This is a genomic window from Uliginosibacterium gangwonense DSM 18521 (assembly GCF_000373965.1).
GTDB lineage: Bacteria > Pseudomonadota > Gammaproteobacteria > Burkholderiales > Rhodocyclaceae > Uliginosibacterium > Uliginosibacterium gangwonense.
The window spans coordinates 1-13,168 of the sequence record NZ_KB892837.1 but is presented as its reverse complement, the minus strand read 5'-3'; the positions used below and the strand labels follow the sequence as shown (position 1 = coordinate 13,168).

General features: G+C 54.1%; 15 protein-coding genes. All 15 read left to right on the top strand.

The window, feature by feature from the left end:
• Positions 1–142: 142 nt before the first annotated feature.
• Positions 143–562 carry a hypothetical protein gene (locus tag B145_RS0106615; RefSeq protein WP_018606068.1) on the top strand — a complete coding sequence of 140 codons (420 nt, stop codon included), beginning with the start codon at positions 143–145 and terminating at the stop codon, positions 560–562.
• A gap of 188 nt (positions 563–750) precedes the next feature.
• A complete protein-coding gene (locus B145_RS0106610) occupies positions 751–1,608 on the top strand; it encodes a DUF3577 domain-containing protein (protein ID WP_018606066.1) in 858 nt (285 codons plus the stop codon).
• Between the two features lie 583 nt (positions 1,609–2,191).
• Positions 2,192–2,881, top strand: a complete 690-nt coding sequence (locus B145_RS24635; protein WP_018606065.1) for a DUF3275 family protein — start codon at positions 2,192–2,194, stop codon at positions 2,879–2,881.
• A 438-nt stretch (positions 2,882–3,319) separates the two neighbouring features.
• Positions 3,320–4,420, top strand: coding sequence for a DUF6094 domain-containing protein (locus B145_RS0106600; protein ID WP_018606064.1), 1,101 nt, complete (start codon positions 3,320–3,322; stop codon positions 4,418–4,420).
• A 13-nt stretch (positions 4,421–4,433) separates the two neighbouring features.
• A complete protein-coding gene (locus B145_RS0106595) occupies positions 4,434–4,658 on the top strand; it encodes a hypothetical protein (protein ID WP_018606063.1) in 225 nt (74 codons plus the stop codon).
• A 216-nt stretch (positions 4,659–4,874) separates the two neighbouring features.
• Entirely contained in the window at positions 4,875–5,204 is a 330-nt protein-coding gene (locus B145_RS0106590; RefSeq protein ID WP_018606062.1) for a hypothetical protein, read from the top strand.
• 101 nt (positions 5,205–5,305) lie between these two features.
• On the top strand, positions 5,306–5,611 hold the full coding sequence (locus B145_RS24630; protein WP_018606061.1) for a hypothetical protein: 306 nt from the start codon (positions 5,306–5,308) through the stop codon (positions 5,609–5,611).
• A 69-nt stretch (positions 5,612–5,680) separates the two neighbouring features.
• The gene (locus tag B145_RS0106580; protein ID WP_018606060.1) at positions 5,681–6,091 is read left to right on the top strand and encodes a hypothetical protein; all 411 of its coding nucleotides are present in this window, start codon (positions 5,681–5,683) and stop codon (positions 6,089–6,091) included.
• A 78-nt stretch (positions 6,092–6,169) separates the two neighbouring features.
• A complete protein-coding gene (locus B145_RS29020; RefSeq protein ID WP_018606059.1) occupies positions 6,170–7,192 on the top strand; it encodes a hypothetical protein in 1,023 nt (340 codons plus the stop codon).
• A gap of 89 nt (positions 7,193–7,281) precedes the next feature.
• Complete coding sequence (locus tag B145_RS0106570; protein WP_018606058.1) at positions 7,282–9,558, top strand: SNF2-related protein; 2,277 nt, start codon at positions 7,282–7,284, stop codon at positions 9,556–9,558.
• Positions 9,559–9,663: 105 nt separating this feature from the next.
• Positions 9,664–10,077, top strand: coding sequence for a hypothetical protein (locus tag B145_RS0106565; protein ID WP_018606057.1), 414 nt, complete (start codon positions 9,664–9,666; stop codon positions 10,075–10,077).
• Between the two features lie 207 nt (positions 10,078–10,284).
• Positions 10,285–10,620, top strand: coding sequence for a hypothetical protein (locus tag B145_RS0106560; protein ID WP_018606056.1), 336 nt, complete (start codon positions 10,285–10,287; stop codon positions 10,618–10,620).
• A gap of 172 nt (positions 10,621–10,792) precedes the next feature.
• On the top strand, positions 10,793–11,041 hold the full coding sequence (locus tag B145_RS29250; protein ID WP_245541834.1) for a FitA-like ribbon-helix-helix domain-containing protein: 249 nt from the start codon (positions 10,793–10,795) through the stop codon (positions 11,039–11,041).
• The gene (locus B145_RS0106550) at positions 11,038–11,463 is read left to right on the top strand and encodes a type II toxin-antitoxin system VapC family toxin (RefSeq protein ID WP_018606054.1); all 426 of its coding nucleotides are present in this window, start codon (positions 11,038–11,040) and stop codon (positions 11,461–11,463) included. The genes B145_RS29250 and B145_RS0106550 overlap by 4 nt, the downstream gene beginning before the upstream one ends.
• Positions 11,464–11,570: 107 nt before the next feature.
• On the top strand, positions 11,571–13,168 hold a 1,598-nt coding region (locus B145_RS0106545), incomplete at its 3' end, for a type VI secretion system Vgr family protein (protein WP_425425556.1).

Here is a 13,168-nt window from a genome sequence, read left to right as displayed (position 1 = left end):
TATTTCAATGGATGGTACTTCACCGCCATCGCCTGGCACGCTCCCCCGCAGTTGCTTCAGCACTCCACTTCCCTGACTATTTCTTCCTGAGCGTTGCTGTTACTCGTTGCTTCCCTTTCGCCCTCTGAAGAAGGATTGGATCATGTTGATCGCACTCTCTGAATACCCCAGACGCCAAACGAAACCCGTCCACCGATTGCTGGCGCAGCACGAGGTGATTGCCCTGGGCGCACACCCGGACGTATTTCCACCTGGTGCTGATGCAATTCATACTCAGCATGGCTGGGTGTTCATCCAGGCTGCACGAGGAAATCGCCGCCAGGTGATCTGGTATGTGGATGTCGTGGATGAATCCAGTGGCGAAGACATGCTCCAGGCCCAAGTAGAGTGGGTGTGGTTGGCCGAGCTCCATTCGGTGGCACAGATTCAGATGCCTACACATTGGGTGCATTTTCATAGACGGGGCATATTGAAGGTCGCTGACCGGGATCGCTTTGCGTTCTCGGTGTTACCTGATCGGCATGCTGATAAATTTGGTATTCGATGCTTGACACCCGATTGAATTGGGATTACAAATACAGTGTATCTTGTAGTTCAGTAGTCATGAACCAGTCAGCCCTTTGAACTGGAAGCTTCAAAAGAAGCCAGGGCACCGTCAAGCTGTACCTCTGTTTTACTCACCCACGCGGGAAGATCACACTTCCCGCCAGGGCATGTGGTCTCCCGCTTTTTTATTTTTAGGAGATCGTCATGTCTAACTCTTCCAATCAATCCAAAAATTTCATTGATCTGAACGCTACCGTTGTGGGCACCCTGCGCCGAGTGCGTGAAGTGAAGGTTGCTGGTAAAGGTGGTCGCAAAGCTCAAAGTTACTGGGCATGCTCAATCAAGGCCTTGCACGGTGACGCGAGAAACCCCGACTTCACTTACCTGGACCTGACGATCCCCGCTGCCGATGCACTGGCGTTCGTCAAATCCAAGGCGAGTGATTGCGAGAATAACCGTGAGGTGTTTGTGCGGGCATTTGTTGGGGATCTGCGCGCTGAAACCTACGAACGCACCAATTCCAGGAACAACGAACTTGAAAATGCATCAATCATCAAAGGCCGTCTGCTGAAGATTGAAGCAACTTCTCGTTCTGAGGCCAGTGTGAATGGGCGTTACGAAGCCACCGCACGTGGGATGGCGTACCTGAACATGGTGCTCTCTCCCAAGTCTGAAAAGCCTGATTGGGTCACCAACCTTGCAGCGATGCACGGTGAGTTGTCCGCCATGGACTACACGCCGTTCCGGCTGACGATGCGGGATGGAAACGAGGCCTCCGATATTCTGGCGGCTTTGCAACCTACCATGGCCATCAAGAGTACCGAACGTCCCAAGGTTATTGTGGCGTTCAAGGCCTGCAACATTATCTCGGGCTTTTTCTTCCGCAAGTCCAAAGTGGAAGGGCAAGAAGGTGTTCAAGAAATTGTTGGTCAAATCAATGGCGAGTTGAGTGACATTACATACGTCAAGATTGGCGAGGAAGTGGCATACAAGCTCATCAAAGAAGGTGAAAACTACACGGTCGAAACGACCCTGGAGTTGAGAAGCGGCACACACGACTAAGTGTGTTCCGAACTGACAATAAGTTTGATCCTGACTCGGACACTTCCCGCAAGGGGGTGTCCGAAGTTTTATTCGTCATATATCATTGATTCTTTCAAACGCTCATATGATGATGGAGCAGAGCGTATGATGCGTGCGGGTCTTCGATTTGCTTAAACAATTGCAAATCCGCGTTCATCGACCGACGAAAGGGCAGGTATAACGAAAAAATGGATCGTTTTTAAGATAGTCTCTTGTCCCAAGGAATGGCCTGGTTTCCAGGTGTTTGGGAGAACAGATTTTTTGTGGTTTTGCAGTTCCCTCAAAACTGCTGGAGCGCGTGAGTCTATTAAACGCGCACACCGAATGGGCCCCCATTTGGTCTAGGCACTGTCAATTACGCAGCACTCCCTATTGCGTCCGTCGCTCGTCCCGTCTGGCCGCTATATAGTGTTCGCACGCAATCTACCCATGATTGCCACCGTCTGACCCTAACCATCAGCCCTCACAGGGCTGATGGTCCCACCTCAGCTCGACTTCACCCACCGGGGGATGCCCCCGACCGGGATCCTCCGTATTTTGTATCATTTCTGGAGGAACTCCCATGCCAATTTCAATTCGCGGCACACTTCGTGTGAAATCCGTCACAGGTCGCAACGGTCGTTTTAGTGTTGGTGATCTTGAAACCGAGATTGGAACCTTTCGCATCAAAGACGCAGTGCTGGATCAATACCGTGACGGCATATACACGGGCACGTTCTGGTTGTCCGAAGTGTTCAATAGTTCGTATAGCGCGAACGGGCGATTGGTGATTGAACTGCGTGCTCGCACGGCGGGCATGCAAATTGATGACGAGAAGCCAGAAGCCCAAGCTCCAAAAGAGCCTGCAGAGCGTGATCCGATTGATGATGAAGCGGCCGCTCCTGCTGCCAGCGCTGCACCCACACCCCCAACCCAATCCAAACCCAAAACAGTCCGTCGTTACACGCGTGGCGCTCCGCGACAGGCAGCACAAAATTCAGAAACCCCTGCATCACAAGAGGCCTCGAGCGAAGAAGCCAAACCGGCGACTCCTTCTGTTCAGGAATCCGAAGCCCCAACAAACTCTGCTGCAGACAACAACGCAGATCTGGAGCTGTTTGGCCAGGAACTCTTTGACCTGATCCAAGCGGATTCTCCTGTCAAACTGGATTCCACGGTAGATCGAATGGTGCTTCGTAGCCAGATCGCCAGACTGAATCAACTCAATTACGCTTTCAATTCCAAAGAGCAGACCTGGACGCACAAAGAGTAGTGCATCCTCTGCAGGCCCGCATCGCGGGCTTTCCAATGGCTCAGTCATTGGAAAGCCTTCTATGCAAGGCTCATTTGAACTTGGTGGGCAGCCAACCGATAGGGCTGTGGCCTTTGGTGCGATGCACCAGAAATCAGGTATCCATACCCTCACTTGAGGATGCCGACGCGAAACGCATTTGTCGTGTGCAATGTCACACCGCGTGAGCGTGAGAGGGTCGTACCGAACCCCCAGCGGGTTCATCAAGATGCTTGGTGTGTCGAGTGGCTTGATGAACACGTTGTATAGCAGGACAGCTTTGTGAGCCTCTGAGACAGGGCAGGCCGCGTCAATCATGGCCGAGGCACATTCGTTATTTACTCACCATTCATTCCATCCCAGCGGGGCACTCCCGCAAGGGGGCTTCCTGGGGCAACTCTTTTGAACCAGGAGGTATTCATGGCTTTGGTATTTCCAAGACTGGCCCGCAACTTTATCAAGAACGGATACTTCCCGACTGATGAAGTTACATTGGCCCGCATTTTGGCAGCACTTGATGTGGTTGGCGGTGAAGTGCGCATCCTGGATCCGTGTTGCGGGGAAGGGGTGGCGCTTGCCGAAGTCCGTCATCACCTCACAGAGTGTGGTGCCACCGTCCAGGCGCTTGGTGTTGAACTTGACCAGGAGCGTGCCTGGCACGCCAAGGACATGCTCAATGTCGTCTTGCATAGTGACATCAACGATGTGACTTTTACGCCACGTTCCATGGGGCTGCTATTTCTGAATCCTCCCTATGGGGATGCTGTTTCAGATAAGGCCCAGCTCGGGGAGCGCAACAAGGCAGATCGCCTCGAAAAGCTTTTCTTCCGGCGCATGCTGGGAGCGGTGGCCTGGGGCGGTGTGATGGTCTTGATCGTCCCGCACTATGTGCTCGATGAGGAATTCTCGACCATGATCGCCCGCAACTATGAGCGCGTGAGTTGTTTCATGGCACCCGAAACACGTTTCAAGCAAGCCGTGATCTTCGGTGTCAGGAAGCGCAGTGATCGGCCTGACCCGGGTGTGATGGGCATGTTGCAAGCCTTTGGACGTGGAGAGCGCGCTGATGTGTTGCCCGAGTTTTGGGCAGGCGATCTCTACCAGGTTCCCGAGGTGCGCGCCGACAAGTTCCATTTCCATGCTGTGCGGATTGATGCGCAGCAGTTGGCAGATGATCTGGGACGTATCGGATTCAAAAGCACACTTTGGCATAGCTTTGGAACGCACTTCAATCAACATGCTCAGCTCACACGCCGCCCTCTGGCCGCGATGCGGCCGTGGCATCTTGCGCTTGCCCTGGCTGCAGGGCAACTGAGTGGGGTTGTGGAAGGCCCACAAGGTGAGCGCTTGTTGATCAAGGGCGACACCTACAAGGGGCGTGCCATGCACGAAGACATCAGTACCCATGAGGATGGTTCGATGACGCGCACTGTGACGGCTATCGACAAGTTCGTCCCGGTGATACGGGCCATCAACTTCACCCCTGGCGATCAGTATGGCGCCATCATCACAATCCAGTAGAAAGGAGCCGGGTATGCCCATTCCAACTATAGCGGCGGCCGATCTGCCGTGGTTTAAAGTGAAATTCTTGCGTTATGGCTACACCACCAAGGGATTATTTCATCCTGCGCGGTGGGTCACATGGAACGTGCAGGCACATAACGAAGACCAGGCGATCAAGACAGCCCGGACGCGATATCGTCGTGCGGAGCAATTCAGTATTGTGAAACCGAAAGTCGATACACTCAAAAATACCTGAAAATCCCTCTGGATTTTTAAGTATGGTGTGTCATAGAATGAAAACAGTTTGTAGCCCCAGTTCATAGAACTGGTTCTGGTTCGGTCAGCTCTTTTAACCGAAACACTTCGCAAGAAGTCAGAGCACTGTCAGTAGTACCTACTACCCACGCGGGAAGATTCACTTCCCGTCACGGGGCGTGCGATCTCCCGCTTTTTCTTTTTGGAGATCGTCACCATGTCAAATTCACCTCGCAGTCAATCTGCACTGTCCAGTGTTGCAACTCTTGATCTGAAGCAGTGGAATCTGATCGTCGGCAAGATTGACGATCCCACCGTTGCGCATGCTGTCCTGGAAGTTTTTGAATCCGAGGATGGTGCTGCGCTGAGAGAACAATACGCTGGCATTTACCTCCGGCTTCGTCTGACGAAGCACCAGGAACGCGTGAGCTACGCTCAGGCACTCCGTCGCGCTGAACACGCACAAATGATCGGTCGGATGATCGGTCGTTATGTACACGCCTTCGTAAGCTGCTTTTCCAGCAAATCACTGCAAGTCAAAGCCTGACCTGTAGCCAGTCTTCCACTTCACTTTTGTATTCATCCTTCGCGGGAACAAGTTCCCGCTTGGGGGCTTGCTCCTAGCAACAGATCATAGGAGCAAGCCAAATGAGTAATTCTATCAACACTATCCGCCGTCAAGCCGTTGAACTGGGTTTCGTCATTGATGAAGAAGGTTCCGCTGCTGAACTGCATGTCATGTCCTGCGAAGAAGGTTTTTATATCGGAACGCAAGATGAAAATGGTCAGCCCAAAACCCGTGAATCTGCTTGCTACTACCGCACTTTCGGTGAAGCAAACGATGCATTGGTAACTGGGACATGGCCCTTGAATCACCACGGAGACCTGATTGATCAGCTCTTCGCCTCTGTGGGACTGGATGTGGAGTCATTCACCGCCGAGTTCCATCACTAATCTGTTTCTCACCCACCAGGGGGACTCGTCCCTCTGGGATGGGTTCCTCTCTATTCGGAGGATCTCATCATGGATATGGAAGTCTTTGCGTCACCCAATACCAAACGTGACATTGCTGCATTCCTGAATTTGAGGGATCTGCGCCATACGTGGGCAGTGCTGCATGTCATGCGAAATGAAGTTGCCTGCCGTCCCATCGAGTTTCTCGCCGATGAGGTCTTCCAGCAGGTAGCCCAACTGGCTCACGACATTGTGCAGGCACGCATTGATGCTCCCTATTGTGGGGCACAACTGCGACCGAATGGCGTCACTGAACGACTCCTGACCACGGGAGAATTCGGAGAGCCTTCTCAGTTTGCAGCGTGGGCCCGGTTTCCAACCATTCTGATGGCCATGAAAGCATCAGAGAACGCAACGAACCGAGAGCCGGGTTGCTCTGTATTCGCTGTCACCGCTCAGTACCTGGAGCAGTTTCAGTAGTTCCAATTTCCTAATCACGCTTTTCAAGGCCTGTCCCTACCGCATGCTGGTAGGCCAGGCCTTTTTCATGGAGCATTTATGACTTCGCAAACTCCTTTTCCTCCCAGGCTGTTTACCGTCGAGCACTTTCCCGATCTCTTTGTCGACGCAGTATTACGCGATGCAGCAGGGGAATTGCTGTTTGCCTCCATCTACGGACGCGACGCAATTGTGCTGCAATTGATGGCGTCCTTCACCTTGCCTACCAGTCAAGGAGGCCACAACAGCTTGACCGTTGTGGATTCACAGTCTCGCCAAAAGCACCTGGTCATGGTCAGCCATGCTGACCGACTGGATAAGCTCTCGGGCAAGATGCAAACACGCAGCTTTGGGGAGTTGATCCACCTCTGGCTCTTCGACCCGATGGCTGTTACCAGTGATCGCGCCAATAAGCGTGCATTGCTGTTGCGCTTTGATGAGACAGAGGAATCGTTCCGTTTTCGCTGTTGGCAAAGCATTCAAACGCTCAGTAGCGTGGCCCTGCTAGATCATTGGCAAGCGCCTCTGATTGAAGCCTTGGGTGACAAGCTGATCCGCCCACTGGCTGGCAGTGACATGCAGCCCATTGGTCTCATTGATGCAGCCCGAATCGAATTGGGTGAGCATTTTGAGATCATGATCTCCATCGCGGTGGCCAACGGCGCTTTGACGTTGGACGTGCAGGATCGTCCTGCTGATTACGTAGCTCGCATCCAGGCCGCGTTTGCACAGGCCGCCGATGTGCCGCTAGACCTTCAATCATCAGGAGCCGAAACCCCTGCAACAGCTAAACCGAAGCTCTTTGCATTAGGTCGAATTGCTGTCACAGCCGGTGTGCATGAACTGGTGATTGGTGGCTACATCATGCCGTCCGAATTGCTTCAACGCCATCAAACGGGCGACTGGGGAGATATCTGTTCTGAGGACGCAAAACAAAACAGTCTGTCGATAGAAGAGGGGATGCGCATCCTGTCGGTCTATCCGATTGATGCTTCCCGCCCCTGTGAAGGTACAAACCGGATCTGGATCATTACTGAAGCAGACAGAAGCATCACAACCGTGTTGTTGCCTTCTGAATATTAACCCTATTTTCACCATCAACCCATGCGGGGATTTTCATCCCTGCCGGGGATGGAGTCCCCGTTGAACTTAAAACAAGGACTCCCGACCCGATGAGCCAATTGATTCAAAACTTCGCGCCTGCGCAGCAGACCATTGCACTCAATGATTTTGTAAGTCAGTACGGCACAGCCCTTCTGGATGCGGTACGCATCCAAAATCCTCCCATCTATGATGGGCAAGCCAGGCCCTCGCGGGATGCAATCATGGATGCGCTCTTGCGCAAACCCTTTGCAGCCCAGCGCAATGTCGTTCATGCCGTCTCCACACTGCTCGTGGATGCCAATGAGCCAGCCGCCATCATCAATGCTGAAATGGGGACGGGCAAGACCATGATGGCTATTGCAGCAGCAGCCATCATGGATGCGGAGGGGTTCCAGCGCACGCTGGTGATTTCTCCCCCGCACCTGGTCTATAAGTGGCGCCGTGAAATCAAGCAGACCGTGCCCAATGCTCGCGTGTGGATTCTCAACGGATCTGACACCCTGCGTAAGCTCATCATGTTGCGGGCCATGCGCGAGCGACCCAACGTGCCCGAGTTTTTTATTCTGGGCCGTGTTCGCATGCGAATGGGCTTTCACTGGAAGGCATCTTTCGCAACGCGTCGCACCATGTACCGGGACGACTTGGGTGCGGTGCATTACACACGCTATGCCGCATGTCCGCAGTGCGGAGAAATGCTCACTCATCGCCTCACGGATGGGACTGACATTCCTCTGTCAGTGGAAGTGGCCAATGTCGAGCTCAACCGTGATCAATCCGCGTGCACGAAGTGTCGCTCACCGCTGTGGACGCTGACTCGCAAGGGAAGGCCTCAAAGAAGCCGTAGAGAGATCGTGCAGGAAGCTCTGCAGCAACTGCCCACCATTGGCGAGAAAACCGCAGAGCGGCTCATTTCAAGCTTTGGTGAGGAGATGTTGAGTGGCATGCTGGCCGATAACATCTACGAGTTCATCAACTTGATGGACGAGCAGGGCAACCTGGTGTTTTCAGATCGGCAAGCGGCACGGATGGAACGTGCGATGGCCACAACCGAATTCTCATTCGGGCAGGGCGATTATCAGGCGACGGAATTCATCAAAAGGTACTTGCCACAAGGCTATTTTGGCTTGTTGGTTATCGATGAAGGTCACGAATATAAGAACGAAGGCTCCGCTCAAGGTCAAGCAATGGGAGTGCTTGCACGTAAGTGCAAGAAAACCCTTCTGCTGACCGGCACCCTGATGGGGGGTTATGCGGACGATCTTTTCTATTTGCTCTGGCGTTTGAATCCGCGCGCCATGATCGATGATGGCTATCGGATCAATGCACGTGGCACCCTGGGTACTGCAAGTATGTCTTTTATGCGCGATCACGGCGTTTTAAAAGATGTGTTCAAGGAAACGCTGGGTGAGTCACATCGCACAGCCAAGGGTCGCAAGGCAGAAGTAGCACGTACGTCCAAGGGAGCCGGTTTTGGCCCCAAGGGCATCATGCGTTACGTCCTGCCCATCACGGTGTTCCTCAAGCTCTCGGATATTGGCGGCAATGTATTGCCGCTGTATCGGGAGATCTTTGAGGAAGTGGAGATGACCGAGGAACATGAGGCGGCATTTAACAGTCTGTCAGGCAAACTGACTGCTGAATTGCGCGCTGCGCTGGCCAAGGGAGATCCAACCTTGTTGGGTGTGGTGCTCCAGGTGCTGCTGGCCTGGCCGGATTGCTGCTTCAGAGATGAACGCGTGTGTCATCCACGAAGCGGTCACATGCTGGCGTTTCAGAAAGCGCTGTTTTCTGACAACGAGCTCATGCCCAAGGAACAAGCGCTGCTTGAGCTTTGCAAGCGTGAGAAAGCTGCAGGGCGTCGAGTGTTGGCGTATTCGGTCTATACCGGCACGCGGGACACGACGGCACGGCTCAAGGTGCAGTTGGAAGCCGCAGGCTTGCGCGTGGCGGTGTTGCGCGCGAGCGTGGAAGCGGTCAAGCGTGAGGACTGGGTGGCAGACCAGGTTGATCGAGGCATTGATGTCCTGATAACAAACCCGGAACTTGTCAAAACAGGCCTTGATTTATTGGAGTTCCCAACAATTGCATTCTTACAATCGGGTTTCAACGTGTACACACTTCAGCAAGCAGCACGCCGCTCCTGGCGGATCGGGCAGACAGAGGAGGTGCGAGTGTACTTCTTCGGGTATGCCAAATCGGCCCAGATGCAGTGCCTGGAATTGATGGCCAAGAAGATCGCGGTCTCACAGTCAACATCCGGCGATATGCCCGATTCTGGCCTTGATGTGCTCAATCAAAACGACGACAGCATTGAAGTGGCCCTGGCCAAGCGTTTGGTTGCGTAGGGCAGGGCAGTCAGTAGTTCGTTTTCACTTCACATTTTCATTCCCACCCTGTGCGGTTCCACTCCAGAGGGAGTGGGGTCGCACAATATTTTGGAGGTCAACCCTATGCCGAAGCCGGAAACTCAAGAGCATCTACGCCGTTATGAAGTCAGTTATGAGGTGCCTTGCACGCACAAGGTAACTGTTGGCGTCTGGGCCTATTCTGCCGAACAGGTGGCAAATATCGCCCAGGAGGAATATGACCGTGGCACAATTGGCGACAACATCGTCTTGCTTCCCTTGCTGGATGATCGGTACATCACTGCACCTGGTTACAATGTGACATTCCGGATTGCGCCCGTGGCGGACTTCATTGTTCAAGATGGGGCAAGATTGATTCAGCAACGAGTGAAGGCATTCAGGGCGTGTGAAGCCTTGGTGATGACCTACCGGATAGCAAGCGCAGGAAAATGCAGCCTCTCTCAGGAAGATCTTGATGAAGCGCATCGTCTTGCCTTGGCTGCTATGCCTGAAGCGTAATGGGTTGTGGCAGAATCGGTATTGATGTTGTGTAGGTCCCCAGCTCGCATTGAGTTGGGTCAGCTGCGAGTCAGCCCTTGAAACTTGCACGCCACCTCGGTGGCCAGGGCTCTGTCAATTTTTCAATCACTCCCACGGGAATCCATTTCCCCTGGGAGGTGCGATTTACCGTCGGGTTTCTGCTACTATTTATCCAAGGAGCGACTGATGGCAATGAGCATTCCGTTTGACACACTCGATTACGCGAAGAAACTTGAGACAGCTGGAGTTCCGGCCTCTCAGGCTGAAGCACAAGCCAAAATTTTGGCTGATGTTTTGGGTCGAGCGGTGGCTTTTCCTCATGATTTGAGTGCCTTGGAGAGAAACTTGAGCACTCAGATCAAAGCCGTTGATCTGCGTGTTGAGAAGGTTGAACAACGCTTGGAATCCAAGATGGATGTGGGGTTTGCTAAGGTGGAAGGGTCAATCAATCTACTCAAGTGGATGATCGGCTTTACAATTACCCTGAACGTGGCCGTTTTTCTCAAACTTTTCATTCACTGATCCGAAGTCACTTACACGCCAAAAGCCCGCGCTCATCAGAGTGTCGGGCTTTTTCATTTGAGAAGATCAACTCGCTTGTGGTTTTACACGGACAAGCATTGTAGTTTTGCATTCATTATCATAAAATGAATGCATTGCAATCAAATCTATGAGGCGAGGAGGTCATATGGGCATGCTGACCGTTCGAAATTTGCCTGAAGAGGTGCATCGCGCACTTCGGGTACAGGCCGCGCTTCACGGGCGAAGTACCGAGGCGGAAGTAAGAGAAATTCTGGCCAATGCAGTCAAACCTGAAAGGCGCGTGCGTATCGGTGACGCGCTCGCTGCTTTGGGGCAGTCCAGTGGGCTGACCAACGAAGACATTGAAGCGTTGGAGCAGGCGAGAGGTCGAATTCCCGCAGAGCCGATGAGGTTTGAATGATTGTCCTGGATACCAATGTAGTCTCTGAGGCGCTCAAGCCCGAACCTAACCCGACTGTCCGGACGTGGCTCAATGAGCAGATGGCGGAAACACTGTACATCACCAGTGTAACGGTGGCGGAATTGTTATTTGGTGTTGCCAGTTTGCCAGCCGGTAAGCGGAAAGATGCCTTGGCGAAAGCGGTTGATGGGCTTTTGGGGATGTTCAGGGACAGGGTGCTGCCATTCGATGTCGATGCTGCCAAACGATATGCAGAACTGGCAGCTCTGGCCCGGACTCGGGGCCGTGGATTTCCAACGCCTGATGGGTATATTGCTGCGATAGCGGTATCCCATGGGTTCCTTGTGGCTTCACGTGATACAGCTCCTTACGAAGCAGCCCAGGTGAAGGGGTTGAATCCCTGGAACACGTCACCCGGCTAAAACTCCTGCTTAGCCATCAGGCAAGTGCGAGCGGGCTGATCAGGGAGTCGTGCCTTGATTCATTTTCAACCGCTGGTCAAAAACACGGATTCTGCAAACAAGTGTGAATGATGTTTGTATATACTTCTCCACTCGGAGGAGTAGAACGAATGTCTATCAATCTGTTTGCCAGTTCGCGTGCCTTGTCTGTCCAAAGCCTCGCCATCCCAGACGTGCTGGGCCAGCCTGCCCTGGTGCCGCTGAAGCTCGAAGGTCACGAAGGCATCAATGCCCTCTTCGAATACACCCTCACCTTACAAACTCCCGATGCGCTCAACTTCAAAGCCGGGCTGGGGAGCAACTACGCGTTAGACAGCTTCATCGGTCAAGAGATCAGCTGCCAGATCGAACTCGAAGGCTATGGGCACTTCATGGAAGGGCTCTCGGGTGCAGCGGGAGCTGTCAATCAAGGTGCAGGCGTGCGGGAGATCAACGCACTCATCACCGATGCCCGCTTCCTAGGCGAAGACAGCCGTCATGCCCTCTATGAACTCACGCTCCGTCCCTGGCTGCATCTAGCCACACTCACCACCGACTGCAAAGTCTTTCAGGACCAAACCCCTGTCCAGATCATTGATGCCGTCCTCGCAGACTATCCCTTCCCCGTTGAAAAACGCCTGATCGAAACCTATCCCGTCCGCGACTACTGCGTCCAATACAACGAAACCGACTACGACTTCCTCACCCGGCTCCTGCAAGAGTGGGGCATCAACTACCACTTCGAACACCAAGACAGCCACCACCGCCTCATCCTCGCCGACCANAACGGCGCCTACCGCCCCAACCANCCCGATGAGGNCACCAGCGCCTACCACCGCATCCCCTACTACCCACCGGGTCACAAGATCGACAGCGAATACCTCCACGCCTTNCGCATCGACGAACAACTCACCAGTGGGCACTANGCCAGNCGNGACTACGACTACACCCGCCCCAAAGCCACACTCGACTCATCCGCCCAAGCCCCCCGCAACACCGCCCACAACGACGCCGAACTCTACCGCTGGCAACAGAACAACTACAGCCANCCNAATGCCGGGGCNGACAAAGCCGCCAACCAGACCGAAGAACAAGGCCAACACCTCGCACGNCTGCGCATCCAGGCCCAACGCCAAAAAGGACACCGTGCCCACGGCGAAGGCCACATCCGAGGTGTAGCCCCCGGCCACAGCTTCACGCTCACCGAACACCCCCAGGAAGGGGCCAACTGNGAATACATCACNCTGGNCACNTACCTCACCATTGAAAACGTNAGTGAGGACACCCAACGNACCGGCGGTGAAACGGGTGGCCTCAGCGGCCTCGGTAGCAGCCTCACCGGAGTGCTCCCCTCNCTGGCCGGCCCCCTCGNAGGCNGTCGGGCAGGCGCCCTGGGGGGCGCCCTCGGCGGGGCGCTTACAGGTGCCCTCACCGGCATCCTCAGTGGAGGCCTGCGCGCCCTCTCCGACCCCCAACGCCTCTCAGGCCAATGGCGCATCGTGACNCGCNTNGACGCCCAGCCCANNACCGAAGCGCTGCGCCCTGANACCCNCCAGNNCAAACCCCACACCCACGGCCCTGAAACAGCCCTGGTGACAGGACCAGAGGGTGACACCGCTGAGAGCAACATCTACACCGACCAATACGGCCGCATCAAAGTCCAATTCCCCTGGGACCGCTACGGCCA